Genomic DNA, 26,118 nt, shown 5'->3' on the forward strand with positions numbered 1-26,118 from the left:
TTAAGAATTTTTGTTGTTAGTGTTTAACGGAATTTCAGCCATACTGATTTTTTTACGGTCGATATCTCTTCCTAAAAGGATGTTTTTTTCTGTAGCGATTTCTACTTTCTCTAATTTTTGAGTGTAGTTATTTTGGTTGATAACAGAATCTTTTTCAAATTCTCTTGGTCCTTCAATAACCCAGTCATTTACATTTTTGTGATCAAAACGACAAGAATTACAAATGAATTCTTCTACTTCATGGTACTCATCTTTACGGCCGGTTACACGTTGAATTTCCCCTCCAAACATCCAAACGGTTGTTTTCCCGCAACATCCCGGAGTGGTACATTCTCTGTGTGCATTATAAGGTTTGTTGAACCAAACTCTCGATTTGAAACGGAAAGTTTTATCAGTTAATGCTCCAACCGGGCAAACGTCAATCATGTTTCCGGAAAATTCATTGTCGATAGCTTTTGATATTCCGGTTGAAATATTAGCGTGATCTCCACGATCTAATACTCCGTGAACTCTGTTGTCTGTCAATTGATCTGCAACTTGTACACATCTTTGACATAAAATACAGCGGTTCATATGCAGTTGAATATTTGGACCAATATCTTCTGGTTCGAATGTTCTTTTTTCTTCAATAAAACGTGATTTTGGATTTCCGTGTTCGAAACTTAAATTTTGAAGATCACATTCTCCTGCCTGATCACAAACCGGACAATCCAATGGGTGATTGATCAATAAAAATTCCGTTACAGATTTACGGGCTTCTGTTACTCTGTCTGAAGATTTGCTGTTTACTTCCATTCCGTCCATACAGCCGGTAACACAAGATGCCATTAGTTTTGGCATTGGTCTCGGATCTGCTTCGCTTCCTTTGGAAACTTCCACTAAACAACAACGACATTTTCCGCCGCTCCCTTTTAATTTTGAGTAATAACACATGGCTGGCGGAACTAAATCTCCTCCAATCATACGTGCAGCCTGCAGGATAGTAGTTCCTGGTTCTACGTCGATACTTTGACCGTCTATGGTTACTTTCATCTCTCTTAATGATTTGAATGTCGAAAGTTTAGATATTCAAAAGATTTGCTGTCCTTTTAATACTTATAACTTTGTAATTTCTGCTTTTTATTTTTAAACTATTTGAAATTGTTATTGTATAATGTTATAACTTCTTCAATTTGACTTGTTTTATAATTATTATTTGAATCCATCCATTTTTGATATAATTCCGGATAATCATTTATTAATTCTCCAAACTTTTTTCTTATGCTGAAGCCAGTAAGTTGAACAAGTTTACTATCTTTTAAAATATATGGAGTTTGTAACGGAAATCCTCCTTGAAGATTTCCTTTATATATAACATAATAAGATAATTTTCCTTTAATTATTTCATGAAAAAAATGCTCTCTATCTTCAGCTAAACTTACGAATTTATAATCTCCCTGCTTTGGACCAGTTATAAAAATAGTTTTTAATTCGGAAGGCATATATTTTACTTTTTCTCCATTTTCCTTGTAGATTTTTGCTCTTTTGCTAATTCCAGCATCATAGAATAAAGTATTATCAAAAATATTCATATCCAATGAAAATTTGCATTTGATTGTATCATTAGCATTAGTTACTACATAGCCATTAAATCTTTGAGCATTTGCAAAAGAACTTAAAAGAATGAAAATAAGAATTACATTTTTTTTCATATTTACACGATTACTTTTCCACCAACCAAATGTTTCACTTGCGAAAATGGCTCTGCAACAAAATGATCTCTGTGTTTTATTTTTTCAGGGAAACGAACGTGGTATTCAAACTCTTCTCTGAAATGACGAATAGCTGCTGCTACAGGCCACGAAGCCGCATCGCCAAGCGGACAAATCGTGTTTCCTTCGATTTTACTTTGAATACTCCATAATAATTCGATATCCTCTTCACGGCCGTGACCGTTTTCAATACGATGTAATATTTTTTCTAACCAGCCTGTACCTTCACGACAAGGTGTACATTGTCCGCAAGATTCGTGGTGATAGAAACGAGCAAAATTCCATGTATTTCTCACTATACACGATGTGTCGTTGTAAACAATAAATCCTCCTGAACCTAACATTGATCCGGTAGCAAAACCACCATCACTTAAAGATTCATAAGACATTAATCTGTCTTCACCATTAGCTGTTTTAAAAATCAATTCAGCCGGTAAAATTGGCACTGAAGAACCTCCGGGTACTAATGCTTTCAAAGGTCTGTCGGAAGACATTCCTCCTAAATATTCATCAGAATTCATGAACTCATCGACAGATAGTCCTAATTCAATTTCATAAACCCCGGGATTCTTAATATGTCCTGAAGCCGAGATTAATTTAGTTCCCGTAGAACGTCCAATTCCAATTTTAGCATATTCATCACCAGAATTATTGATAATCCATGGCACGGCAGCAATAGTTTCTACATTATTTACTACAGTTGGATTTGCCCAAAGCCCTGAAACAGCCGGAAATGGCGGTTTAATACGAGGGTTTCCTCTTTTACCTTCCAATGATTCGATAAGTGCAGTCTCTTCTCCACAAATATATGCGCCAGCTCCACAGTGAACATATAAATCCAAATCGTAACCTGTACCTAATATATTTTTTCCCAACCAACCGGCAGCTTTAGCTTCGGCTATGGCTCTTTCTAAAATTTTATAAACCCACATATATTCTCCACGAATGTAGATATACGAAAGGTTAGCGCCCAAGGCAAAACTCGAAGTAATCATTCCTTCAATCAATAAGTGAGGAATAAATTCCATCAAATATCTGTCTTTGAAAGTTCCTGGTTCAGACTCGTCGGCATTACAAACTAAATGTCTTGGTTTTCCTGATTTTTTATCAATAAAACTCCATTTCATTCCTGCAGGGAAACCAGCTCCACCACGACCTCTGATTCCTGATTTTTTTACTTCTTCAACAACTTCGTCAGGCGTAAGTGTTTTTAAGGCTTTTTCTACAGAAGCATAACCACCGTTTTGACGATATACTTCGTAAGTTTTGATACCCGGAATATTGATTTTGTCTAATAATATTTTTTTTGACATCTTATTTATCGTGTAATATTATTTTATCATCTCTGCAATCAGCAATTAACTGATCGATTTTATCTTCTGTCAATTTTTCTTTGTAGAAATCTCCCAACTGCATCATCGGAGCATATCCGCAGGCACCTAAACATTCTACACCGGCAATGGTAAACATCCCATCAGGAGTTGTTTCACCCATTTTAATGCCTAATTTTTCAGAAGTATAATCCATTAAATTTTCGGCACCATTTAAACAACAACAAGAAGTCTGGCAAAATTCGAACATGTATTTTCCAATTGGTTTTTGATTGTACATGGTATAAAAAGTAACCACTTCGTAAACCTCAATTGGTTTTATATGTAAAATTTCAGCAACTTTATCCTGTAAATCAATACTTAACCAGTTATCGTGCGCATCCTGCACTTCATGCAAAACAGGCAACAAAGCTGATTTTCTTTTGTCTTCCGGATAATGACTAATCAATTCATTGATGCGAGTCATCAATGCTTCAGTCATGTTTATTTCTTGTTTGTAATGTTTACGTTCCATTTTTATTTTAGATTTTAGATTTTAGATTTTAGATTTTTCAATCTGTTGTCTATAAATCCATATTCTGCAATCTTTTTTAATTTTAGATTTCTGACTTTAGATTTTAGATTTTTCAATTTGAAATCTACATTCTAAACTCTACAATCTTTTTTATGCGTCTAATTCTCCTGCAATAACATTTAAGCTTGAAAGGATAACAATTGCATCAGACAGTAAAGCGCCTTTAATCATTTCCGGATATGCCTGATAATAAATAAAACAAGGTCTTCTGAAATGTAATCTGTATGGGGTTCTGCTTCCGTCAGTAACTAAATAAAATCCTAATTCTCCGTTTCCGCCTTCAACCGGGTGATAAATTTCTGCAACTGGTACAGGAACTTCCCCCATTACAATCTTAAAGTGATAAATTAAGGATTCCATTGAAGTATACACATCTTCTTTTGGAGGAAGATAATAATCAGGAACTTCCGCATGATATTCATTTCCAGCCGGCATTTTATCCAAAGCCTGGCGAATAATGCTTAGACTTTCCCAAACTTCAGCATTACGAACACAGAAACGATCGTATGTGTCACCTGATTTTCCAACAGGAACAATAAAATCGAAATCTTCGTAAGAAGAGTAAGGTTGTGCTACACGTACATCATAATCAACTCCGGCAGCACGCAGGTTGGGACCTGTAAATCCGTAAGCCATTGCTTTCTCAGCAGAGATTGCACCAACATTTACAGTCCTGTCAATAAAAATTCTGTTTCTTTCGAATAAGTTTTCGAATTCTTTCCATGCAATTGGAAATTCTTCAAGGAAAGCATCTAGTTTTTTGAAAGCGGCTTCAGACCAATCTCTTTCAAAACCACCGATTCTTCCCATATTGGTTGTCAAACGGGCACCACAAATTTCTTCGTAAATTTCGTAAATTTTTTCTCTAAATTGAAAAACGTATAAGAAACCAGTATAAGCACCAGTATCAACACCAAGAATCGAATTACAAATTAAGTGGTCTGTAATACGTGCTAATTCCATTACGATAACTCTTAAATATTGAGCTCTTTTAGGAACTTCAATACCTAACAATTTCTCTAAAGTCATCCACCATCCCATGTTGTTGATAGGAGAGGAACAATAGTTCATACGGTCTGTAAGTGGCGTAATCTGATAAAAAGGACGATTTTCGGCAATTTTTTCGAAAGCTCTGTGGATGTAACCAATAGTTGGTTCAGCTTCAAGAATTCTTTCTCCATCCATTAACAGGATATTCTGGAAAATACCGTGGGTCGCCGGGTGTGTAGGACCTAAATTCAGTACTGAAAGTTCGCTTCCGTCTTCGTTTAGTTTTTCCTTAATTATTTTAGCATAACGATGCTCTGGTGGTAATAATAGTTCTGACATTTTATAATGTTGAATTATTTTTTAGCAATTTGTTGTTGTTCTTCCAAAGAATCTGTCATCTTTATCTGTTCTTCCGCTGTCTTCCATTGGAAACTCTTTTCTCATCGGAAAAGAAATCATTTCATCCATATTCAAAATACGTTTCAATTGTGGGTGACCAATAAAGTTCACGCCAAAAAAATCGTATGTTTCTCTTTCCATCCAATTGGAGCTTAAGAAAATATTTGAAATTGTTTTTATCTCAGGTTTTTCTCCGTTAAGATATACTTTGATCTTAATTCGTTTGTTTTCATACCAGTTGTGTAAATGATACACTATTGCAAACTGACGCTCTGACTCATTATCCGGATAATGGATACCGCATAAATCAGTTAAAAAGTGAAAACGTAAATCTGAATCGTTTTTTAGAAAAAGAATTAAAGCAGTGATTTTATCAGCTGTTGTTTCTAAAGAAAAAATATCTCTTTCCTGTTGAAAGTTAAAAACACTTGTGTCAAATGTTTCTGTAAGTTTATCTTGAATAAGGGTGTTTTCTAAAGCCATCTTATGAAATATTATAGGAAGCCAGTAATTCCTGGTATTCTGGTGAGCTTCTGCGTCTTACAGATTCGCTTCGTACCAATTCTTGTAGTTTCATTACACCATCAACAATTTGCTCCGGTCTTGGCGGACATCCCGGTACGTAAACGTCAACCGGAATAACTTTATCGATTCCCTGTAGAACAGAGTACGTATCAAAAATACCACCTGATGAAGCACAAGCTCCTACTGCAATTACCCAACGAGGTTCTGCCATTTGCTCGTAAACCTGACGTAAGATTGGTGCCATTTTTTTAGAAATAGTTCCCATAACCATTAACATATCAGCCTGACGAGGAGAAAAACTCACACGCTCAGAACCAAAACGTGCCAAATCGTAATGAGAAGCCATCGTTGCCATAAATTCAATTCCGCAGCATGAAGTTGCAAAAGGCAATGGCCAAAGAGAATTCGCTCGTGCCATACCTACAACATCATTTAGTTTTGTGGCGAAAAAACCTTCACCAACAACACCTTCAGGAGGGGCAACCATTTTTACATTTGAATCGCTCATTTTTATTTTAGATTTTAGATTTCTGATTTTAGATGTGCAAATCTGAAAATTGAAATCAATATTTTAAAAATCAATATTATGTGTTGAGAAATTTATTTTTCAAATCTAAAATTCTAAATCAAATTAATCTAAAATCTAAAATCTGAAACTAAAATTTCTTTATTCCCAGTCTAATGCTTTCTTTTTGATGATATAGAAAAAACCAACTAAAAGCAAAGCCATAAAAACAATCATTTTTAGCATTCCTTCAATGCCAAGTTCTTTAAAGTTTACAGCCCAAGGATAAAGAAAAATTACTTCTACATCAAACAATACAAATAGAATGGCTACCAGGAAGTATTTTACCGAAAATGGAATACGGGCATTACCAACAGATTCGATACCGCACTCGAAGTTTTTGTCTTTAACTTCTGAGGTTCTTTTTGGTCCTAATTTCCCGGAAATAATGATGGTACCAACCACAAAACCAACTGCTAAAATTAGCTGCATTAAGATAGGTAGGTAACTGTATTGATCTGATTGCATAAACTTGGGATTTTTACTTAAAAAATAAGCCACAAAGATAGCTTTCAACTCTGTAAATCACAAGCTAAAAAATGATTTAAGTTTAGTCTGAAACAACGTTTAAGTGTAATTTTTAATGATTATAAATAAAAGCTCAGACTTTTACATTTTTTTAACAAGAAAGCAAAAAAAAAACGTTTCGAAATAAATCGAAACGTTTTTAAACCATTCAGAGGCAAAAAAAATAAATTGCTATATTTTTCTTAGATAACTGCTACTTTAGCAGCAACTTTCCCTTTTCTTCCTTCTTCTTCTTCGTAGCTTACTCGGTCACCTTCGCGTAATTCTTCCGCGTTAATTCCTGAAGCGTGAACGAAGATGTCTTTTCCTGTTTCTTCGTCTGTAATGAATCCATAACCTTTAGACTCATTGAAAAATTTTACTGTACCTGTACGCATTGTAATTGTAATAATAATTTATAATAAAGCAAATGTAATATATAAATTCATACAAAAGACACTAAGGTGTTAATTTTTTGTAAAAATTATTGATTTACAGTGTTTTCTGTGTTTAAACTATATTAAATTTCATATGAATATCTTTGAATTAAGATTCATTTATTAAAAATAAAGCAATTCCATACTTGTATTATTGTAATAAACGGACTACTTATTAAAAATTATCTTTTTTTAAATTGTACAATAAATTTCAAAAAAATCAAAAAAAAGAGCAACAAAATTAATTGTCATTCTTTTTGTTTTGATTGAAAAATTTATAGAATTACTTTAAATCTAATTTAATTGATAATTCTTTCAATTGCGAATCATCAATTGCAGCAGGAGCATCAATCATGACATCACGACCTGAATTATTTTTTGGGAACGCAATGAAGTCTCTAATGGTTTCCTGACCTCCTAAAATGGCTACCAATCGATCTAAACCAAAAGCTAAACCTCCGTGTGGAGGTGCTCCAAATTGAAAAGCATCCATCAGGAATCCGAATTGTGCTTTTGCTTCTTCTTCGCTAAAACCTAAATATTTGAACATTAATTGCTGAGTAGCTTTATCGTGAATACGAATCGATCCTCCTCCAATTTCGTTTCCGTTTAAAACCATGTCATACGCATTTGCACGAACTTTTCCCGGCTGTGTTTCTAATAAATGCATGTCTTCCGGTTTTGGAGAAGTAAATGGATGGTGCATGGCATGATAACGGCCGCTTTCTTCATCTAATTCCAATAATGGAAAATCAATAACCCATAACGGAGCAAATTCTTCCGGTTTACGCAATCCTAAACGAGTAGCCAGTTCCATACGAAGTGCCGAAAGCTGCCCTCTTGTTTTATCAGCAGGCCCGGAAAGTACAAAAATCATATCTCCGGGTTTTGCTCCTGTAATTTTTGCCCATTGTCCTAAATCATCCTGATCGTAAAATTTATCTACAGATGATTTAAATGTTCCGTCATCGTTACATTTTGCATACACCATTCCTGATGCGCCAACCTGCGGACGTTTTACCCAGTCAATTAATCCGTCAATTTCTTTACGGGTATAGTTTCCTGCTCCCGGAACAGCAATTCCAACAACTAATTCTGCAGTATTGAATACCGGAAAATCTTTGTGTTGTGCGAATTCGTTTAACTCACCAAATTCCATTCCGAAACGAATGTCCGGTTTGTCATTTCCATATGTTTTCATGGCATAATCGTAGGTAATTCTTGGGAATTTATCTACTTCAATACCTTTAATTTCTTTTAATAAATGTCTTGTCAGTCCTTCAAAAACATTCAAAATGTCTTCTTGCTCCACAAAAGCCATTTCGCAGTCGATTTGTGTAAACTCAGGCTGACGGTCTGCACGCAAATCTTCATCACGGAAACATTTCACAATTTGGAAATATTTATCCATTCCGCCCACCATTAACAATTGTTTGAAAGTTTGTGGAGATTGTGGTAATGCATAGAATTGACCTTCGTTCATACGGCTTGGTACGACAAAATCTCTTGCTCCTTCCGGAGTTGATTTGATTAAATATGGCGTTTCAACTTCGCAGAAATCTAAATCAGATAAAAACTTCCGAACTTCCATTGCTACTTTATGACGGAACAACAAGCTGTTTTTTACAGGATTACGACGAATATCCAAATAGCGATATTTCATTCGGATATCTTCTCCACCATCTGTTTCATCTTCTATTGTAAATGGAGGAGTCAAAGCTGCATTTAGAATATTCAATTCAGAAACTAAAATTTCGATATCACCAGTCAGAATATTTTTGTTTTTTGCTTCACGTTCAATAACAGTTCCTTTTACCTGAATTACAAATTCTCTTCCCAGAGTTTTCGCCAATTCAAAAACTGCTTTATCGGTACGGCTTTCGTCGAAAATAAGCTGTGTAATTCCGTAGCGGTCACGTAAATCAACCCAGTTCATAAATCCTTTATTGCGTGATTTTTGAACCCAGCCCGCTAGTGTAACTTCGGTATTAATGTTTGAGGCATTTAATTCGCCACAATTATGACTTCTATACATGATCAAAATTTTAGACTGCAAAAGTAAACACAAAATTCAAATTAATATAGTAAAGTATGCAACTTGATGTGCATTAAAATAAAATATTTTGTTAATAGCTAAATTTCTCACATACAATTTTTTTAAATTTGAAGTATTCAAAATAAAACAATGTCAATTATGAAAAAAGTTTTTCTTTATAGTTTGTTTATTATCAGTACTTTTAGTTGTACTTCGCAGACAAAAAATCAAATAAAGTTTACGGCTAAAATTGCTAATAGAAATAGTGATACTTTAGTTATCAGAGGAGCTAATAATTTTATTCAGGTTATCCCAATTAACAAAAAAGAAGTTTTTGCTGCTACTTTTGATGCTCCAAAAGGTTTTTATCAGTTTTCTGACGGAAAAGAAGTTTCCAGTTTGTATTTAAAACCGGATTCTGAAGTTAATTTAACAATGGATGCCAAAGAATTTGATGAAACAATTGTTTATAAAGGTAAAGGTGTAGGTGAAAGTAATTTTCTGGCACAACATGCATTGAAAGAGGAAAAATTTCAAAAGGAAGCTTTTACAAAAGAACCAACAGTGTTTAATACATTATTAGAAGCAAAGAAAAAATCGGATGTAGAAAGTATTGAAAAAGGAAACTATGATCCTGAATTTAAAAAAGCTTTATTAAGTTCATTTGAACAGTCTCACCAATATGCCCTGCAAAATTATGAAAGTGCCTCAAAAGCAAATAAACTTAATGGAAAAGCTTCTCCGGATTTTGATTATGAAAATTACAAAGGCGGAAAAACTAAACTTTCAGACTTAAAAGGCAAATATGTTTATATTGATCTTTGGGCAACCTGGTGTGGGCCATGCAGAGGTGAAATTCCTTTTTTACAAAAGATTGAAGAAAAATACCATGGGAAGAATATTGAATTCGTAAGCGTTTCTATTGATAAAGCAAAAGATTACGAAAAATGGAAAAAATTTGTTGCGGATAAGAATTTAGGAGGAATACAATTATTCGCTGATAAGGACTGGGAATCTGAATTTGTTACGAGTTATGGCGTAACAGGAATTCCAAGATTTATATTAATAGATCCAAAGGGAAATATTGTGGATTCAGATGCAGACAGACCATCTTCGGCTGAATTACAAGAAAAATTAGACACTTTATTGAAATAATTGGTCAAATTTATAACGTTATAGTACTTTAGAATATTTTATAAAACACCAGTAAAACCAATGCTTTAGCGTTGGTTTTTTTGTTTTTGGCAAATTTCCAATGTTAAGTTTTTACTCAATGTTATCAAATTGTTAAGTAAAAGTTTTTTTAATGTAAACAATTATTTATATTTGATAAAGATTTGATAACCTTAATACCATAAAGATATGAAAAAGTGTGTAATTTTAGTTGCAATATTGTTCTCTGGAATTTTAGTTGCACAGGAAACAAAACCTCAATTAGAAGCTGTTGGAAGTAAAGTAAGAGCTACTTACTATTATGAAAATGGCAAAGTACAGCAGGAAGGCTTTTTTAAAGAAGGCAAACTGGATGGGGTTTGGGTATCGTATGATGAAAATGGAAATAAAAAGGCCATTGCTGAATATTCAGACGGATTGAAAACCGGAAAATGGATTTTCTTTAATGAAAATAATATTTGTCAGGTAGATTATTCAAAAAGCAAAATCAATTCGGTTAAGAGTTTAGAAGAAAAGGTTTTGGCAAATAAATAGAATTAATTATTATTTAGTTAGAAAAAGGAGCAAATTTTATTAAAATTTGCTCCTTTTTTGTGTTTGTATCTATTTCTTATTTTTAATTATTTCCTTTCGGTTTTAATGAAAAAGCCGCATAAAGTGTAATTGAGGCTAAAACGATCCAGAAAATATCAATAAAGAATATCTGAACCTGATCTTGTACAAAAGTTTTCCAAAACCAGTTTTCTGTACAGATGCCATTTGCAATCGGAATCATAAATCCTAAAATACTTCCTGAAATTAAGCTCCATTTATTTGTGAAGTTAATATCTTTCTTTAAAAGGAAAAATATAATTAACACCAGCCAGCTTATAAAATAGACGCTATAAATATTGGACTGACTTAACGGATGAAATACTTTATTGGCAATGAATGACAAGGCAGTAACCGGATACATACTTAAACAAACTGCCAAATATATCTGAACAACTGAGTTGTTAAAACGACGTTTTTTCTCCGGCATATTTTTCTTATCTCTGGCTACTAACCAAATCATAACTCCTGATATGATTACGAAGCAAGTAATAATACCAAGTACAAAACTGATTATTTTTAATGCATAGCCGCCATAATCACCAAAATGAATCCGGTATAAAACATTCTTGACTCCATCCAAATAGTTGTTCTGGGTTATCGGATCTTTTTTAGCAACAATTTTACCATTGGCAATTTTATAAATTATTTTTCCAACGGCCGTGAATTTCTTGTCATAAGGCATTTCACCTTCAACAACCACATGCATGTTAGCATCTCCATAATTCTGAATCTGAACGCTGGAAATTTCAAAATCTTTCCAGGTGTTTTTTGTTTTTGAAACAAATTCATTAATATTGAAAGGATTGGCTAATTTTTTATTTTCAAACTTATAAACGGGATTGTTATATTCTAAATCATCATATAATTTAGTGTCATCTCCTTTGTACAAAACCATTACACCAGGTGCCACCAGAACCAGTTTGATCATAAAAAAGGCACCGGTAACGGCATATACAAACTGAAAAGGCAGACCTATCATTCCTAGTGCCGTGTGTGCATCAGTCCATAATGTTTTTAGTTTTTCTTTGGGACGGAAAATATAAAAATTAGATACAATTTTGTTCCAATGTAACAGAACTCCGGTTACAATAGCAAACAAGAAAAATAAAGCAATAAAACCTGAAAGATAATAACCAACCGGATAAGGGATCTGAGCCAGAAAGTGAAGCCGGTACAAGAATTCGCCTAAAGAATAGGACTCTTCATAAGTCTGTATTTTGAAATTTTTGGTATCTAAATAAAAAAACTGGCTTTCTTTTAGTTTCGCCGGAGCTAAAGTATCTTTAGTACCTTCCATGTAAACATTTACACGTCTTTCATTACCGGATTTTGAAATTGAAATATTTCTTCCGGCTAATGTGTATTTTTTATTTAAAGTGTCTAAAGTTGCATCGTAGTTAATACGGATTTCTTTGGTAAGTGAAACAGATTCGCCTCGTTCCCAATTGATAGTTTCATCCCTAAAAAAAGAAAACGATCCTGCAAAAAAAATAACAAACAACACAACGCTAATTACAATACCGCTTACGGTATGTGTATGAAAATAGATATTATAGTTTCTGTTATTCATGAATTATTTGGTAATAGGGTTATAGGTTTGTCCGAGATAAATGATGCCAGAGAAAAGTAAAGTCATCAATAAATAAATTCCCCATATTTTCCATCCGTTTTTTGCTAAAAAGGCAACAACCATAAGTACTACCCAAAGAATAAAACCGCTAAAAGCCATTGTGATAAGAATATTTGCCCGGTTGAACCAAGTGGCTAAAGCCAAATGAAATGTCACAGAAACAAAATAGCCGCCCAGAATAGCAGCTGTAATTTTGGCGAAACGCTGCCATTTTGATTGCGTTAGATATTTAGGATTTGCGGGCATTGTTTAGTGGTAATAAAATTCGAATAAAGCTACTGTCACAAAAAGAATTAATAACATTATCGGACTTATTTTTTTTAATGGAATCAGGATAATGATTAAACTCCCAATTGCCATTAATTGAATAAAAAACAGTAAAGTACCGCAACATAATGATTGTGTAATAAACCATAAAGAATAAGCTGTCAAAAGAAAGACTAATCCTGTAATTTTGGTTTGTTTAGGATTGTTTTTCATCCATTTTTCAAAACCTGAATCATAAGATAACACAGCTCTTTTTGAGGTATAATAAAGTGTATAAAAAGCTAAAAAAACGAAAAGACTGGCGATTGTTATCATAGTTTTAAAGTTTAGAATATCTTCATGTTATTTAGAATCGTTTTTGATACTGCAAATCTAATACATGAATCAAAGCAAAGCAAATTATTTTTATTTATTCCAAATAAGAAATATAAATAAAAAAGCCTGCTCAAGTAAATAAGCAGGCTTTAAATACAAAATTAAATGATGTATTAGTGGGTATGTTTCGGATTAAAACCGTCTTCGCTTAGTTCGGTATGCTCATAATCAGCAACCATTTCAGCTTCGTAATCGATTTTATCTCCTTTAGAGAATTTATGAATAATTTTCTCCATGATATTATAAATTACAGGAACCACAATCAAGGTTAGGAATAAAGAAGAAATTAATCCTCCGATAATTACCCAGGCCAATCCATTTTTCCATTCGGCTCCTGCTCCTGATGCCAGTGCAATTGGGAACATACCAAATACCATCGCAATTGTCGTCATTAAAATCGGACGTAAACGAGCGTGGTTTGCCTGGATTAATGCTGTTCTGATCGATTCACCTGCAGCTCTTCGCTGATTGGTATAATCGACAAGCATAATCGCATTTTTACACACCAGACCAATCAACATGATAATACCTAAAATTGTGAAGATATTTAATGAGTTGTTTGTTAAAGCTAAAGCTAACATCGCTCCAATAAACGAAAGCGGAATAGCAAACAATACTACAAACGGGTGAACAAAACTATCATAAAGCCCAACCATTACAAGGTAAACTAAAATAATGGCGGCCAATAATGCAATTCCTAAAGTTCCAAAACCTTCACTTTGGTTTTCCTGATCACCACCCCAGATGTAGTTTACACCGGCAGGCTTTTTAAGTTTGTCTAACTTCGCTTGCCATTGCGTTACAATTGTTCCTGATGGCACCCCAACGTTTTGTCCTTTTACAGTTACAGAAGCAGATTTGTCTCTACGCTCTAACTGGCTAGGTCCGGAACCTTCTGTAATATCTGCAAATTGAGACAATTTAATTTGCTGTCCTGCTGCATTTACAAAAATCAAGTTACTAACGTCAGTAATACTTTTTCTGTCGAAAGCATTGTATCTGATATTGATATCATATTCGTATTCACCAGCTCTGTATTTACCATCTGTATTTCCGCTAAAAGCTGTTTGCATGGTTAAACCAACTGTTTGAAGAGTCAATCCTAATGCAGCCATTTTATCACGGTCTACTTTTACGTTAATTTCAGGATTTCCGTCCTCAACAGTTAATTTAATTTCTGTTGTTCCTGGAATTGTACGTAATTCAGCTTCAGCTAATTTTGCAAAAGCCATAGCAGCTTCTGTAGATGGACCTGTTACAATTAATCCTAAAGTTGCATCTTCAGCAGTTCCTAAAATACCTACTGGAACTGTTTTAACTTTTGCTCCAACTAATACTTTCTCCAGTTTGCGTTTAATTTTTGCAGCATAAACGTTTGCATCATCAGTACGGTCTTTTTGTTCGATCATTTTTACGTCAATCTCAGCTTTGTACGCTGTAGCCTGCGATGCTCCAAAACCTTCAGAAGTTTGTCCTACCGTTGTAATCTGACTGTGAACATATTCTTGTGCTTTTAAATAGGCTTCTGCTTTTTGAGTCATGAAGTTGGTTTGTTCCAAAGAAGCATCTTTCGGCATTTCGATTTGAACTAAAAACTCTCCACTATCAGAGGAAGCGAAGAACTCTCCACCAATGAAACCTCCACCCATTAATCCTATTGTCGATCCGAAGAACAATACCAATACAATTAAAATGGTTTTAATATAATGATCTAAACACCAGGTTAATAATTCAGAAACCCAGTTTGTAAAACGCGTTAAATAGCTTTCGAAACCAAGAATGATTCTTCCAAATAAATTCTTTCCTTCAATATGTTCTAATTTACCATAACGGGATGATAACCAGGGAATAATTGTAAATGAAGCCAAAAGCGACAATAAAGTGGATATAATTACGGTAACACAAAATTGTGTAATAATATTAGAAACCAAACCGGAACTCATTGCAATCGGAAGGAATACCACGACAATTACCAAAGTAATCGAAGTCACTGTTCCACCAATTTCGGCAGTTCCATCGTATGATGCACGAATTCGGCTTTTACCCATCTCCATGTGCCTGTAAATATTCTCCAAAACCACAATCGCATCATCGACCAGAATACCTACCACCAGTGATAATCCTAATAAACTCATTAAATTTAAGGTATATCCCATCAAATAAATACCAATAAAAGTAGCAATCAAAGATGCCGGAATCGAAACCATTACAATCAATGAGTTTCTGATACTATGTAAGAAGAACAACATTACAAGGGCCACCAAAATTACTGCAATCAATAAATCGTGAACTACAGAATCTGCAGCTTCCAAAGTAAAGATTGTACTGTCTTTTGCAACTTCTAATTTTAATTGATTTTTTTCATAATCTTTTTCAAGTTGTGCAACTGTTTTTAATAATTGTTCACTTACTGCTACTGCATTTGCATCAGATTGCTTAATAATTTGTAAAACAATCGCGCTTTTTTGATCTACACGTGATATTTTTTCAGCTATTTTTTGAGTATCCTGAACATCGGCAATATCACTTAAACGAATCTGAATTCCGTTTTGAGAGGAGACTACTAAGTTTCTTAATTCCTCAACATTTTTATATTTACCCGCTAAACGAATTAATATTTTTTGCTCACGTGTCTGAATATTTCCTGTTGGGAAATCTAAGTTCGAAGTCAAAATAGTTTGCTGAACCTGAGGAATTGAAAGCCCGTAACCCTGCATTTTTACTGCATCAAGATTTACCTGAATTTCACGCTCCGAACCACCAATAATATTTACCTGAGCAACACCTTGCACACGAGATAAAATAGGCGCTATTTTTTTATCAATTAAGTCATAAAATGCAGCTTCATCCATTTTTCCGTTGGCACCAATTGTCATAATTGGCAAATCACTCAGGGAAAATTTGGTTAACGATGGCGTTTCGGCATCATCCGGTAAATCACTAATGATCGCGTTTATTTTTCGCTGTGCGTCATTCATAGAGAAATCGACCTTTGCATTTGAAGTCAAAGTAATTGACACAATAGACAAACTTTCGTAAGATTTAGAGTCAATTTTCTTGATATTTTCCAAGGATGCAATCGCATCTTCAATTTTTTTGGTTACGGTATTTTCTACCTCACTCGGAGAAGCTCCAGGGTAAATTGTAGAAATTGTAATAACATTTTGTTCAAATTTTGGGATCAGCTCATAGCCTAACTGGCTGTAGCTGAACAATCCACCAAGAGTCAGAATTGTAAACAGTACAATTACCAACGACGGACGTTTTATGGATATTTCGGCTAATTTCATGTTTTTTGCTTTAGGCTTTAGGCTTTAGGCAATAAGCTTAATGCTTATGGCGTGTAGCTTAATGCTTTAAATTATTTAATAATTTCTATTTTATTTCCGTCTTGCAAGTTAATTTGACCAGTCACAATTACCAATTCTCCATCAGATAATCCGTTGATAATTTCTACTTTATCTCCCAGGATTCTTCCCGAAGTTACTTTTCTTAATTTTGCGATACCTTTTTCAGCTACAAAAATCTCGTTGCTGCTTACACTTCCTACAAACGCATTTCTAGGTACAACCATAAGGTTTTGTTTTTGTCGGTTTGATGCAAAATTTGCTGTACCGTACATACCCGCTTTCAGATCATTATTTGTGTTATTTGCGATTTCAATTTCAACAGGGAAATTCAAAGACTCATCAGCTTTTGAAGCGATAAAAGTAATTTTTCCGGAAAAAGTTTTATCAGGATAAACACTTGCTGTTACACTTACAGGATTTCCTAATTTTAAACTCGCTACCTGATTTTCGTTTACTGTAACTTTTAATTTTAATTTAGAAACATTTACAATGTCAAACAATGCTGTTGCCGGCGTAGCTGCTAATATAGATCCTGGTTCAATATATTTTTTATTGATGAATCCGTTTATTGGAGCTTTTACTCTGGTATCCCCTACATTAATTTTAGCTTGTGTATAGTTAGATTGAGCATTTGTTAAAGCTAATTTTGCCTGATCTAATTGTTGTTTAGTTACACCACCCGTTTTAAATGCATTTTCATATCTGCTGTAATCAGATTTCGCATTTAGATACGCTGCTTCTGCTGCCTGAGCACTCACATTAATTACATCTCCCCTTACTGTTAATAATGTTTGGCCTACTCTTACATAATCACCTTCTTTTACTAAAACACTAATTACTTTTCCGGATTTTTCTGCAGAAAAAGTTAATTCCTGAATAGGTTGAAAGTTTCCGTTAGCTACGAAGTCTAATGAAACTTCTTCTGTTTTTACAGGAGTTACTTTAACTGATACAGCAGCATTTTTCTCTGCTACAATATCCGTTTTGGCTTTATTCTCTTTCTTATTTGTAGTTAATACGAATCCAATTAGTGCTAATGCTCCAACTATGACTACAATTGTTATAATAATTTTTCTCATTTTGTTAGTTATTTAATAAGTGTTTTAAGTTCCCCTTTTGATTTGATTAGTGCTACTTCAGCTAATTTGTAATCTAATATTGCTGAGGTATAATTGTTTTGTGCTTCGATAGATGCATTTTCTGCATCTAATAAATCGGTTAATGAAGCCAGTCCTTGTAAATAATTATTTTTAGTATTAGTCAGAATTTCTCCTGCCAGAGTCATATTCTCTTTTTGATTTTCAATTGTAATCAAACTATTTTGAATTTGAGTAGTTGCATTTTTGTATTCTAAATCAAGAGAAAGTCGGGTGTCTTTGATATCTTCCTGAAGTGATCTGATTTTTACATCTGCCTGTCTCACTTTGGCACGAGTACCAAATCCTGTAAAAATAGGCACTCTTAAATTCAAACCAATCGCTGAGTAATCAGACCAATATACACCATCTGCAGGTTTTGCAAACCAGGGAAATTCAGGACCTTGTCCTATATAATTATATCCGGCAGACAACGAAAGGGTAGGGTAATATTCAGCTTCAACCGATTTTTTTTGAAACATCAATAATTCTTCCTGTTTTTTCAAAAGCAAATATTCTGTTCTGTTTGCAGTATTAGGAGCCTCACTTAAAGCAGCAGGAGTCACTTCAAATTCAGATTGTGGAATCTCAATTTGAGTTTCCATAGGCATTCCGATGTAAAATTTTAAGGCATTTTCCTGTAACTGTACCGCATTCAAAATTTGTTGACGCTGTGTACTGATGTTTGACATTTTTACACTGACTCTGTCCAAATCAATTTTTTTTGCCAAACCGTTATCAAATTGCCCTTTAATAATGTCGTGAACTTTAGTAGTATTGACATAATTGCTGTCTAATAAAATTAATTTCTGACGTTGAACATACACCTGATAATAGTTGTTTGCAACTCTTTCAATTACTTGTTCTTCTGTTAATTGGTCATTGATCTGATAAAATTGACGGGTAGATTTTGCTGCCTTTAAACCTGTAAAAACAGATAAGTCAAACAAAGCCTGGGTTAATGAAACTCCCGCTCCTGAGGTCCATTTTTGTCCAAAAGTTGCCTGAATGGTTGTACCAGGCTGTCCAAACGAACTCCCATCAATTACGTTTGTCTGTAAGATTGGGTTGTAAGTTAAATTTCCGTTAGCAATAATTTGAGGTAATGCTCTCGAACGTACTTCCTGAATTTGATATTCGCTGTTTTCAACGTCTAATTTTGCTTTTTTTGCTTCGGCTTTATTTTGCAGCGCATAAGTAACAGCATCCTTTAATGTTAAAGTTGTGACTTGTGCATTGGCAGACAGGCCAATTGTACACAAAAATATAAGAATTATTTTTTTCATAGATTGATGAATATTTAAGTAATAATTTTTTTAAGTTGTTTTTCTAATTCTATTATGCCCGCGGGTGTTGCCATTGCTCTGGTATGATATTCCAAAGCTTCCAATTCCATTTTTTGGGCTTCTTTTTCCGAGACTGTATTTTCGTTAATATGAAAAATCAAAGTGTAATAAAATTTCACATAGACATCTTTATTTAAATCTTCCCGGTAAAGTTTTTCCCGAATTCCTTTTTCGATGTTCTCTTTAAACCATTGACTGCACAGATCAATTTCCGTAGTCATTATATTATGATAGATTTCCGGATAATGCTTTTTTAACTGATATATAGGAGAAGAATCAATATTATTTTTAAACATGTCACAGAACATTTCTCTGATTTCAAAATTTTCATGAATTGCATTATAATTTTTAGCAACTATAGTATCAATAATTTCATGTACCTGCTTATGAACCATTGAAGTGCTTTCTACTATTAAAACCTCTTTATTACAGAAATATTTGTAAATCGTTTTTTTAGAAATACACATTTCACCTGCAATATCATCCATAGTGACGCTCTTAAAACCCAGTTTTAGGAACAGTTCACTTGCTTTGGCTATTATTTTATCTTTCATCTTAATTTCCAAATTGACTTACAAATATAAGAAGGAAACTTTTCCTGCAAAAATAGTTTCCGCTATTTTGTAATAATTTTACGTTAATTTATTATCCTAAACATAGGATTTATATGCTAAATTCTAAATTAGCAATTAGTTTAATATCTTTCCCCAAGGCTAATCCTCCATTATGATTATAGGAATTATAATCCAGTCCAAAGTCCTGACGTTTAATATCCGCTTTAATTTCAAAAGCTACTTTTTTCTCTCCGTTATAGGTATTAATCCCAATAAATTCAGCATCAAGTTCAACCACTCTGGTAATATCTTTTATGGTTAAATCCCCTTTAAAAAAATTAATGTTATTATTTACTTTTTGAAAAGAAGTAGATTTAAAACTTATAATTGGATGTTCATTCACATTAAACAGGTCGTTGAGCTGCAAATGTGTGTCAATTTGCTGGAAACTGTCTTTCTTATTATTTATGTCCAGAGAGAATTCAACCGAAGCATCTTCAATTTCATTGTTTTCAATATTCACATAACCGCCAAATTGGTTTGTAGTTCCTCCCATGTAGGCAATAATCGAATGTCTCATTTTTATCAAAACATCTGATTGGCTAGAATCTATGGTCCATGTAGTTTTCATAAATATTTGGTTTTTGTTAGTTTATAAATCATCTAAACTTTCCTCGGAAACTTTTACAGTGTTTAAAGTTTCCAATTGAGATTGCAAATATAAACAGGAAACTTTAAACACCAAGAAAGTTTCCAAGTTTTTTTTAAAAATAATTTGAAAAGGCTTTTTTGTAAGTAATTTTTAAATTGGCATCCTTAATATTATTAAAGTAATAATTCATATATGAATTGTATCTTTGAGCCTCGCAAACCAGAATTTCATTATGCATACTATTAGTCAATACCAGGATTTTTTTGTCAGTTATTTAAAAAATCAAAACATACATAAAGAGCCTAAAAATCTCTATGAACCTATTGAATATATCTTAGGGCTTGGCGGCAAGCGCATGCGTCCCGTATTGACTTTAATGGCTGCTGAAGTTTTTGATGCTGATTATAAATTAGCGCTTCCTGCTGCTATGGCAGTAGAGGTTTTTCATAATTTTTCTTTGGTCCATGATGATATTATGGATGATGCCCCTCTGCGAAGAGGAGAAGTAACCGTTCATGAAAAATGGAATATAAATACCGGGATTCTGTCAGGAGATGCGATGCTTATTCTGGCGTATCAATATTTTGAACAATATGATCCGAATGTTTTTGTTGCTTTAGCAAAATTATTCAGTAAAACAGCACTTGAAGTTTGTGAAGGGCAGCAATGGGATGTTGATTTTGAAACCCGCAAAGATGTTACAATCCCGGAATACCTGAAAATGATCGAATATAAAACAGCGGTTTTAGTAGCTGCTGCCATGAAAATGGGTGCGATTGTAGCTAACACTTCTGAAAAGGAGGCCGAATTAATTTATGATTTCGGTTTGAATTTAGGTCTTGCATTTCAGCTTCAGGACGATTATTTAGACGCTTTTGGCGATCCTGAAACTTTCGGTAAACAAGTGGGCGGTGATATTATAGAAAATAAAAAAACCTATCTGTATCTTAAAGCATTAGAGTTTGCTGATTCAAATGATAAACAACGATTATTAGAATTGTTTGAAAGTGAAATAGAAGATAATTCAGTTAAAATTGAGAAAGCCAAAACTATTTTTATTGCCTCAGGCGCAGATAAAATAACCCAGGAGGCAATAGAAGAATATACACTAAAAGCTTTCAGTACTTTGGATAAAATGAATATCGATAACGATAAAAAAGAAATATTAAGAAGTTTTGGTCAAAATTTAATGCAAAGAATTGTGTAGTTTTTTAACTTAAAAATTCCGCTTTTCAATATAAATACCTGATGGATAAAATAGAAACGGTTTTTTTAAATTCCGAAACAAATAACGTAAAACTGCAATTCTTTTTTGCAATATGTTTTCCGTTTTTTACAGTTTTGGCATTAGGAATTGACTCTGTTTTTTTTACAGAACACTATTTTGATGCAAGGCAGCTTACAAATGTGTTAAGTATTCTTTATTTTGCAGGTTTCTTTTTTGCCTCAAAACTCCAATTAAGAAAACTGATGCTCATTATGGTTGGACTTTCCTATATTGGAGAGTTGATTTTCTGTAAACTATTAGGGATGTATGAGTATAGAACTCCAATGATTCCTTTGTATGTGCCTTTTGGACATGCTATTGTTTATGCCTCAGGTTATGTTTATGCAAATACCAACTGGTCAATTAATAAAGAGTTTTCTTTAAGGAAATATTTCCTTTACTTTTTCGCTATCCTGTTTTTAAGTGTTGGAGTATTTTTAAAAGATTATTTTTCGCTATTTTTTGGGATTCTGTTTTTTTTACTTTTGAAAAAAAAAGGCTGGCAGAATCTTTATTGTTTTATTGCGCTTTGTGTTATATTTATTGAGTTGGCAGGGACTTATTTTAAGTGCTGGGCATGGAACCCTGATGTGTTTGGGTTTATTCCCACATCAAATCCTCCAATGGGAGCGGTTTTTTTCTATGCCGGTGGAGATGTGTTATTGGCTAAAATTGTAGGTATCCGGGAAAATAAAAAGAAAACAGAATGAATTTCATTGCTCCAAAATCAACTGAATTATTGCTTCAGCAAGCCGAAAACGAGGCGTTATATCTTAAGTTAATTGAACAGATTAATAAAGATTTTAATCTGGCTAACGAAGGAATTGATTTTCCTTTAAGTATTTCGCCTGATGAATTAAAAATCCAGCTCCACGAAAAAATATATCGAATGATTCAGTACAAATTTGCTGAATATCTGAATCTCCTTTATATAATAGACGTTTCGGAAATCGAAATAAAACAACTCGACGGTTCAGATTTAGTGATTCTGGCTGAACAAGTTTCTTTTTTAATCTTAAAAAGAGAATGGCAGAAAGTTTGGTTTAGGAATAATTTTAAGTAAAGGTACAAAGTTGCGAAGTAACAAAAGTTTCTTTCAAACTGCAATATAAAAACTTTGAACCTTTGTTACTCTGAGTCTTTGAACCCTTTTAAAAATAAACCCTCACAAAAGGCATAAAAGCAGATCCGTAAAGACTTCTTTCTTCATCAAACAAAACATCATAACGAGCGCCGATGGTTACATTTCCGGTTCTGTAACCGGCTCCCAGGAATAAGGCTGTATTCCAATAATTATCAGAAAAAGCGGGTCTGTTATTATTTGCTTTATAATCTGTATTTACTCTTACTTGTTCTAATTCGGCAGATAATTGAATTTCCGGAATTGGATTAACCAGTGTAATTATACTTCCACCGTAAACATATGAATTATAATAATTTCTGGAAGATAAATAACCAAATTGCAACCCTATACCAACAGCAACAATTTCATTTACATTATAAATAGCACTTGGCATTACAGAAATATCAGTATAACCGGAACCAATTCCTAGTCCTAATCCACCGCCAAACTGTACTTTTTTCCAAAAATGAGTATTGTTATCGATTACATTGTTTTCGTCCTGAGCAATTATAAGATTTGAAAACAGACTAACCATAATCACAAAAAATGATTTGAAAACGATTGAAAGATGAATTTTTCTCATAGTTAGATCAATTTTTAACAAATTTTTACGTAAAAGTACGTAAAAAAACGATTTAAATAATCTCGATTGTTGTACTTTTGCCATTCTATTTAACAAAAAGTATATTCAAACATATTATGGATAGGTTTTCATTTTTAAATGCAGCGCATACAGAGTTTTTCGCACAATTATATGATCAATATTTAGTAAACCCAGATAGCGTTGAGCCAAGCTGGAGAAGTTTTTTCCAGGGTTTCGATTTTGGAATGACTACTTATAATGACGAAAATCCGGTTCAGCAAATCGTTGAATATGTAACTAGCGATAACACAGATTACAGTAAGGTTTCAGAAAAATTACAAAAAGAATTTAATGTTTTAAAATTAATTGATGGCTATCGCACACGAGGTCATTTATTCACTAAAACAAATCCGGTTCGTGATCGCAGAACATCATCACCAACTTTGGATATTGAAAATTTCGGCTTAACAACTGCAGATCTTTCTACTGTTTTTGATGCAGCTCAGGTTATCGGAGTTCCTCCTTGTTCTTTGCAGGATATCATTACCCGTCTTAAAGCGGTTTACTGTCAGCATATTGGTGTTGAATATATGTACATCAGAAACCCTGGTGTTGTAAAATGGATTCAGGATAAATTAGGGGTTAATAATAATCAGCCTGATTTTTCTACAGAAGAAAAACAAAATATCCTTAATAAATTAAATCAGGCCGTTTCTTTCGAGAACTTTTTGCATACTAAATATGTAGGTCAAAAACGATTTTCATTAGAAGGTGGAGAAACTATCATTCCGGCTTTGGATGCTTTGATTGAAAAAGCTGCTGAAAAAGGAGTAGAGCAATTCGTAATGGGAATGGCTCACCGTGGCCGTTTGAACGTTTTGGCAAACATCTTCGGAAAATCAACTCAGGATATCTTTAGCGAATTTGACGGTAAAGATTACGATCAGGAATATTTTGACGGTGACGTAAAATACCACTTAGGTCTTACGGCTGACAAAAAAACAAGAACAGGAAAAAGCATCAATATCAATTTAGCACCAAACCCTTCGCATTTAGAAACGGTTGGAGCAGTAATTGAAGGAATCACAAGAGCAAAACAAGACAAATATTATGCTGATGATTTCTCAAAAGTATTACCTATCGCCGTTCACGGAGATGCTGCAATTGCAGGTCAGGGTATTTTGTATGAAATCATTCAGATGGCACAATTGGACGGTTACAAAACCGGAGGTACCATTCATATCGTGATCAACAATCAGGTTGGATTTACAACAAACTATTTAGACGCCCGTTCATCTACATATTGTACAGATGTTGCCAAAGTAACACTTTCACCTGTATTACACGTAAATGCTGATGATGCAGAGGCAGTTGTACATGCTGTATCTTTTGCTTTAGATTACAGAATGGAATTTGGACGTGATGTATTTATCGATTTATTAGGATATAGAAAATACGGTCATAACGAAGGTGATGAGCCTCGTTTCACTCAGCCGGTTTTATATAAAATCATTGCAAAACATCAAAATCCAAGAGATATTTATGCGGAGAAATTATTATCAGAAGGAGTTATTGATGGTAATTATGTAAACGGATTAGAAAAAGAATACAAAGCAGATCTTGAACAAAATTTAGAGGCATCCCGTAAAAAAACCTTGACCATTATAACACCATTCATGCAAAATGAATGGAGTGGTTTCCAACAGGTTTCTGATGATGCGATGTTGAAAAAGGTAGATACTACTTTCGATAAAAAAGGGTTGGATTCTATCATCAATACGATATCAACATTACCATCAGATAAAAAATTCATTAACAAAATTACCAAAATTGTAACTGACAGAAAAACAGGATATGATAATAATACTTTAGACTGGGGAACTGCAGAAGCATTGGCTTATGGTTCGCTTTTAACTGAAGGATTTGATGTCAGAATTTCAGGTCAGGATGTTGAGCGTGGTACTTTCTCTCACCGTCATGCGGTAGTTAAAGTAGAAGATTCCGAAGAGGAAGTAATCTTATTGGATAAGATCGAAAACAAAAAAGGAAAATTCGGAGTTTTCAATTCACTTTTATCAGAATATGGAGTTTTAGGATTCGATTATGGTTATGCTTTGGCAAATCCAAATGCCTTAACTATTTGGGAAGCGCAATTTGGAGATTTCTCAAACGGAGCTCAAATTATGATCGACCAGTATATTTCATGTGGTGAAGACAAATGGAACAACCAAAACGGAATTGTTTTATTATTGCCACACGGATACGAAGGACAAGGTGCAGAACACTCTTCTGCAAGAATGGAACGTTATTTACAACTTTGCGCAAGACATAATATGTATGTTGCAGATTGTACAACGCCGGCTAACTTCTTCCACTTGTTGAGAAGACAGATGAAAACAGATTTCCGTAAACCTTTAGTTGTTTTTTCTCCAAAAAGCTTACTGCGTGATCCAAGATGTGTGTCTTCAGTTGATGAATTGGCAACAGGAAGTTTTCAGGAAACTATCGATGACAATACAGTAAACAAGAAAGATGTAAAAACTTTGGTTTTCTGTACAGGTAAATTCTATTATGATATTGTTGCCGAAAGAGAAAATAACGGAAGAAAAGATGTTGCAGTAGTTCGTATCGAGCAATTGTTCCCTTTCCCTGCTGAGCAAATCAAAGAAATCATTGCAAAATATCCAAAAGCAGATGATTATGTCTGGGCACAGGAAGAGCCTAAAAACATGGGAGCCTACAGCTTTATGTTAATGAACTTTGATCTTGTAAAATGGAGACTGGCTTCGTTAAAAGCATACGCTGCTCCGGCTGCAGGAAGTTATACTCGTGCAAAACGCCGTCACGCAGATGCTATCAGAATGGTTTTTGATAAAGATTTATTCAGATAATAAGGAGCTGATTCCTGCTGTCCGCTAAATCTTTTCCCGGCTAAAAGAAGCCAGAAAAAGGAT

Annotated in this window: 25 protein-coding genes; 6 read left to right on the forward strand and 19 right to left on the reverse strand. The window is 33.8% G+C overall.

Annotated features, from left to right (window positions below; all coding sequences use genetic code 11):
- From ACEN92_RS15700 to aspS, 10 genes are all read right to left on the reverse strand, one after another.
- A complete protein-coding gene (locus tag ACEN92_RS15700; RefSeq protein ID WP_495639285.1) occupies positions 1-1,032 on the reverse strand; it encodes an NADH-quinone oxidoreductase subunit G in 1,032 nt (343 codons plus the stop codon).
- Between the two features lie 98 nt (positions 1,033-1,130).
- On the reverse strand, positions 1,131-1,691 hold the full coding sequence (locus tag ACEN92_RS15705; protein ID WP_495639286.1) for a hypothetical protein: 561 nt from the start codon (positions 1,689-1,691) through the stop codon (positions 1,131-1,133).
- Positions 1,692-1,693: 2 nt separating this feature from the next.
- Positions 1,694-3,064: an NADH-quinone oxidoreductase subunit NuoF gene (nuoF, locus tag ACEN92_RS15710; protein ID WP_495639287.1), complete on the reverse strand. Its 1,371-nt coding sequence runs from the start codon at positions 3,062-3,064 to the stop codon at positions 1,694-1,696.
- A gap of 1 nt (position 3,065) precedes the next feature.
- Positions 3,066-3,596, reverse strand: a complete 531-nt coding sequence (locus tag ACEN92_RS15715) for a complex I 24 kDa subunit family protein (RefSeq protein WP_495639288.1) — start codon at positions 3,594-3,596, stop codon at positions 3,066-3,068.
- A 150-nt stretch (positions 3,597-3,746) separates the two neighbouring features.
- Complete coding sequence (locus ACEN92_RS15720; RefSeq protein ID WP_495639289.1) at positions 3,747-4,985, reverse strand: NADH-quinone oxidoreductase subunit D; 1,239 nt, start codon at positions 4,983-4,985, stop codon at positions 3,747-3,749.
- A 21-nt stretch (positions 4,986-5,006) separates the two neighbouring features.
- Positions 5,007-5,528, reverse strand: coding sequence for an NADH-quinone oxidoreductase subunit C (locus ACEN92_RS15725; protein ID WP_495639290.1), 522 nt, complete (start codon positions 5,526-5,528; stop codon positions 5,007-5,009).
- 1 nt (position 5,529) lies between these two features.
- Positions 5,530-6,078 (reverse strand): NADH-quinone oxidoreductase subunit B, encoded by a 549-nt coding sequence (locus ACEN92_RS15730; protein ID WP_495639291.1) that lies wholly within the window; start codon positions 6,076-6,078, stop codon positions 5,530-5,532.
- Between the two features lie 159 nt (positions 6,079-6,237).
- Positions 6,238-6,603, reverse strand: a complete 366-nt coding sequence (locus tag ACEN92_RS15735) for an NADH-quinone oxidoreductase subunit A (protein WP_007809098.1) — start codon at positions 6,601-6,603, stop codon at positions 6,238-6,240.
- A 242-nt stretch (positions 6,604-6,845) separates the two neighbouring features.
- Positions 6,846-7,040, reverse strand: coding sequence for a cold-shock protein (locus tag ACEN92_RS15740; protein ID WP_007137066.1), 195 nt, complete (start codon positions 7,038-7,040; stop codon positions 6,846-6,848).
- A 322-nt stretch (positions 7,041-7,362) separates the two neighbouring features.
- Positions 7,363-9,114 (reverse strand): aspartate--tRNA ligase, encoded by a 1,752-nt coding sequence (gene aspS, locus ACEN92_RS15745; protein WP_495639292.1) that lies wholly within the window; start codon positions 9,112-9,114, stop codon positions 7,363-7,365.
- Positions 9,115-9,273: 159 nt separating this feature from the next.
- On the opposite strand from aspS, the gene ACEN92_RS15750 reads away from it, so the two are divergent.
- Positions 9,274-10,269: a TlpA family protein disulfide reductase gene (locus tag ACEN92_RS15750; RefSeq protein WP_495639293.1), complete on the forward strand. Its 996-nt coding sequence runs from the start codon at positions 9,274-9,276 to the stop codon at positions 10,267-10,269.
- Between the two features lie 207 nt (positions 10,270-10,476).
- Positions 10,477-10,821, forward strand: coding sequence for a toxin-antitoxin system YwqK family antitoxin (locus ACEN92_RS15755; RefSeq protein WP_495639294.1), 345 nt, complete (start codon positions 10,477-10,479; stop codon positions 10,819-10,821).
- 82 nt (positions 10,822-10,903) lie between these two features.
- Here ACEN92_RS15755 and ACEN92_RS15760 read toward each other — a convergent pair whose 3' ends face one another.
- From ACEN92_RS15760 to ACEN92_RS15795, 8 genes are all read right to left on the reverse strand, one after another.
- Positions 10,904-12,451 (reverse strand): PepSY-associated TM helix domain-containing protein, encoded by a 1,548-nt coding sequence (locus ACEN92_RS15760; RefSeq protein ID WP_495639295.1) that lies wholly within the window; start codon positions 12,449-12,451, stop codon positions 10,904-10,906.
- 3 nt (positions 12,452-12,454) lie between these two features.
- On the reverse strand, positions 12,455-12,757 hold the full coding sequence (locus ACEN92_RS15765; RefSeq protein WP_495639296.1) for a hypothetical protein: 303 nt from the start codon (positions 12,755-12,757) through the stop codon (positions 12,455-12,457).
- Between the two features lie 3 nt (positions 12,758-12,760).
- The gene (locus tag ACEN92_RS15770) at positions 12,761-13,093 is read right to left on the reverse strand and encodes a hypothetical protein (RefSeq protein ID WP_495639297.1); all 333 of its coding nucleotides are present in this window, start codon (positions 13,091-13,093) and stop codon (positions 12,761-12,763) included.
- 173 nt (positions 13,094-13,266) lie between these two features.
- The gene (locus ACEN92_RS15775) at positions 13,267-16,443 is read right to left on the reverse strand and encodes an efflux RND transporter permease subunit (RefSeq protein WP_495639298.1); all 3,177 of its coding nucleotides are present in this window, start codon (positions 16,441-16,443) and stop codon (positions 13,267-13,269) included.
- 71 nt (positions 16,444-16,514) lie between these two features.
- On the reverse strand, positions 16,515-17,582 hold the full coding sequence (locus ACEN92_RS15780; RefSeq protein WP_495639299.1) for an efflux RND transporter periplasmic adaptor subunit: 1,068 nt from the start codon (positions 17,580-17,582) through the stop codon (positions 16,515-16,517).
- A gap of 8 nt (positions 17,583-17,590) precedes the next feature.
- A complete protein-coding gene (locus tag ACEN92_RS15785; protein WP_495639300.1) occupies positions 17,591-18,925 on the reverse strand; it encodes a TolC family protein in 1,335 nt (444 codons plus the stop codon).
- Between the two features lie 14 nt (positions 18,926-18,939).
- A complete protein-coding gene (locus ACEN92_RS15790; RefSeq protein WP_495639301.1) occupies positions 18,940-19,539 on the reverse strand; it encodes a TetR/AcrR family transcriptional regulator in 600 nt (199 codons plus the stop codon).
- Between the two features lie 109 nt (positions 19,540-19,648).
- Positions 19,649-20,170 carry a YceI family protein gene (locus ACEN92_RS15795; protein ID WP_495639302.1) on the reverse strand — a complete coding sequence of 174 codons (522 nt, stop codon included), beginning with the start codon at positions 20,168-20,170 and terminating at the stop codon, positions 19,649-19,651.
- A gap of 253 nt (positions 20,171-20,423) precedes the next feature.
- Between ACEN92_RS15795 and ACEN92_RS15800 the strand changes: the two genes are divergently transcribed.
- The 3 genes from ACEN92_RS15800 to ACEN92_RS15810 are packed head-to-tail and all read left to right on the forward strand — an operon-like array spanning position 20,424 to position 22,521.
- Positions 20,424-21,398 (forward strand): polyprenyl synthetase family protein, encoded by a 975-nt coding sequence (locus ACEN92_RS15800; protein WP_495639303.1) that lies wholly within the window; start codon positions 20,424-20,426, stop codon positions 21,396-21,398.
- 41 nt (positions 21,399-21,439) lie between these two features.
- Positions 21,440-22,168: a hypothetical protein gene (locus ACEN92_RS15805; protein ID WP_495639304.1), complete on the forward strand. Its 729-nt coding sequence runs from the start codon at positions 21,440-21,442 to the stop codon at positions 22,166-22,168.
- Positions 22,165-22,521: a hypothetical protein gene (locus ACEN92_RS15810; RefSeq protein ID WP_495639305.1), complete on the forward strand. Its 357-nt coding sequence runs from the start codon at positions 22,165-22,167 to the stop codon at positions 22,519-22,521. The genes ACEN92_RS15805 and ACEN92_RS15810 overlap by 4 nt, the downstream gene beginning before the upstream one ends.
- Positions 22,522-22,609: 88 nt before the next feature.
- On the opposite strand, the gene ACEN92_RS15815 is transcribed toward ACEN92_RS15810, so the two are convergent.
- Positions 22,610-23,164 (reverse strand): hypothetical protein, encoded by a 555-nt coding sequence (locus ACEN92_RS15815; RefSeq protein ID WP_495639306.1) that lies wholly within the window; start codon positions 23,162-23,164, stop codon positions 22,610-22,612.
- A gap of 116 nt (positions 23,165-23,280) precedes the next feature.
- Between ACEN92_RS15815 and ACEN92_RS15820 the strand changes: the two genes are divergently transcribed.
- Positions 23,281-26,055, forward strand: a complete 2,775-nt coding sequence (locus ACEN92_RS15820; RefSeq protein WP_495639307.1) for a 2-oxoglutarate dehydrogenase E1 component — start codon at positions 23,281-23,283, stop codon at positions 26,053-26,055.
- Positions 26,056-26,118: the final 63 nt, after the last annotated feature.

This window comes from Flavobacterium sp. Flavsp81, assembly GCF_059491325.1.

Excerpts from the sequence above, each read along its gene's own strand:
- ACEN92_RS15735 (WP_007809098.1), bottom strand. The coding sequence starts at position 6,603 with ATGCAATCAGATCAATACAGTTACCTACCTATCTTAATGCAGCTAATT.
- ACEN92_RS15725 (WP_495639290.1), bottom strand. The coding sequence starts at position 5,528 with ATGGCTTTAGAAAACACCCTTATTCAAGATAAACTTACAGAAACATTT.
- ACEN92_RS15700 (WP_495639285.1), bottom strand. The coding sequence starts at position 1,032 with ATGAAAGTAACCATAGACGGTCAAAGTATCGACGTAGAACCAGGAACT.
- ACEN92_RS15755 (WP_495639294.1), top strand. The coding sequence starts at position 10,477 with ATGAAAAAGTGTGTAATTTTAGTTGCAATATTGTTCTCTGGAATTTTA.
- ACEN92_RS15795 (WP_495639302.1), bottom strand. The coding sequence starts at position 20,170 with ATGAAAACTACATGGACCATAGATTCTAGCCAATCAGATGTTTTGATA.
- ACEN92_RS15820 (WP_495639307.1), top strand. The coding sequence starts at position 23,281 with ATGGATAGGTTTTCATTTTTAAATGCAGCGCATACAGAGTTTTTCGCA.
- ACEN92_RS15790 (WP_495639301.1), bottom strand. The coding sequence starts at position 19,539 with ATGAAAGATAAAATAATAGCCAAAGCAAGTGAACTGTTCCTAAAACTG.
- ACEN92_RS15760 (WP_495639295.1), bottom strand. The coding sequence starts at position 12,451 with ATGAATAACAGAAACTATAATATCTATTTTCATACACATACCGTAAGC.
- ACEN92_RS15750 (WP_495639293.1), top strand. The coding sequence starts at position 9,274 with ATGAAAAAAGTTTTTCTTTATAGTTTGTTTATTATCAGTACTTTTAGT.
- ACEN92_RS15720 (WP_495639289.1), bottom strand. The coding sequence starts at position 4,985 with ATGTCAGAACTATTATTACCACCAGAGCATCGTTATGCTAAAATAATT.
- ACEN92_RS15805 (WP_495639304.1), top strand. The coding sequence starts at position 21,440 with ATGGATAAAATAGAAACGGTTTTTTTAAATTCCGAAACAAATAACGTA.
- ACEN92_RS15800 (WP_495639303.1), top strand. The coding sequence starts at position 20,424 with ATGCATACTATTAGTCAATACCAGGATTTTTTTGTCAGTTATTTAAAA.
- ACEN92_RS15705 (WP_495639286.1), bottom strand. The coding sequence starts at position 1,691 with ATGAAAAAAAATGTAATTCTTATTTTCATTCTTTTAAGTTCTTTTGCA.
- ACEN92_RS15715 (WP_495639288.1), bottom strand. The coding sequence starts at position 3,596 with ATGGAACGTAAACATTACAAACAAGAAATAAACATGACTGAAGCATTG.
- ACEN92_RS15785 (WP_495639300.1), bottom strand. The coding sequence starts at position 18,925 with ATGAAAAAAATAATTCTTATATTTTTGTGTACAATTGGCCTGTCTGCC.
- ACEN92_RS15730 (WP_495639291.1), bottom strand. The coding sequence starts at position 6,078 with ATGAGCGATTCAAATGTAAAAATGGTTGCCCCTCCTGAAGGTGTTGTT.
- ACEN92_RS15810 (WP_495639305.1), top strand. The coding sequence starts at position 22,165 with ATGAATTTCATTGCTCCAAAATCAACTGAATTATTGCTTCAGCAAGCC.
- ACEN92_RS15770 (WP_495639297.1), bottom strand. The coding sequence starts at position 13,093 with ATGATAACAATCGCCAGTCTTTTCGTTTTTTTAGCTTTTTATACACTT.
- ACEN92_RS15815 (WP_495639306.1), bottom strand. The coding sequence starts at position 23,164 with ATGAGAAAAATTCATCTTTCAATCGTTTTCAAATCATTTTTTGTGATT.
- ACEN92_RS15740 (WP_007137066.1), bottom strand. The coding sequence starts at position 7,040 with ATGCGTACAGGTACAGTAAAATTTTTCAATGAGTCTAAAGGTTATGGA.
- ACEN92_RS15780 (WP_495639299.1), bottom strand. The coding sequence starts at position 17,582 with ATGAGAAAAATTATTATAACAATTGTAGTCATAGTTGGAGCATTAGCA.
- nuoF (WP_495639287.1), bottom strand. The coding sequence starts at position 3,064 with ATGTCAAAAAAAATATTATTAGACAAAATCAATATTCCGGGTATCAAA.
- ACEN92_RS15775 (WP_495639298.1), bottom strand. The coding sequence starts at position 16,443 with ATGAAATTAGCCGAAATATCCATAAAACGTCCGTCGTTGGTAATTGTA.
- aspS (WP_495639292.1), bottom strand. The coding sequence starts at position 9,114 with ATGTATAGAAGTCATAATTGTGGCGAATTAAATGCCTCAAACATTAAT.
- ACEN92_RS15765 (WP_495639296.1), bottom strand. The coding sequence starts at position 12,757 with ATGCCCGCAAATCCTAAATATCTAACGCAATCAAAATGGCAGCGTTTC.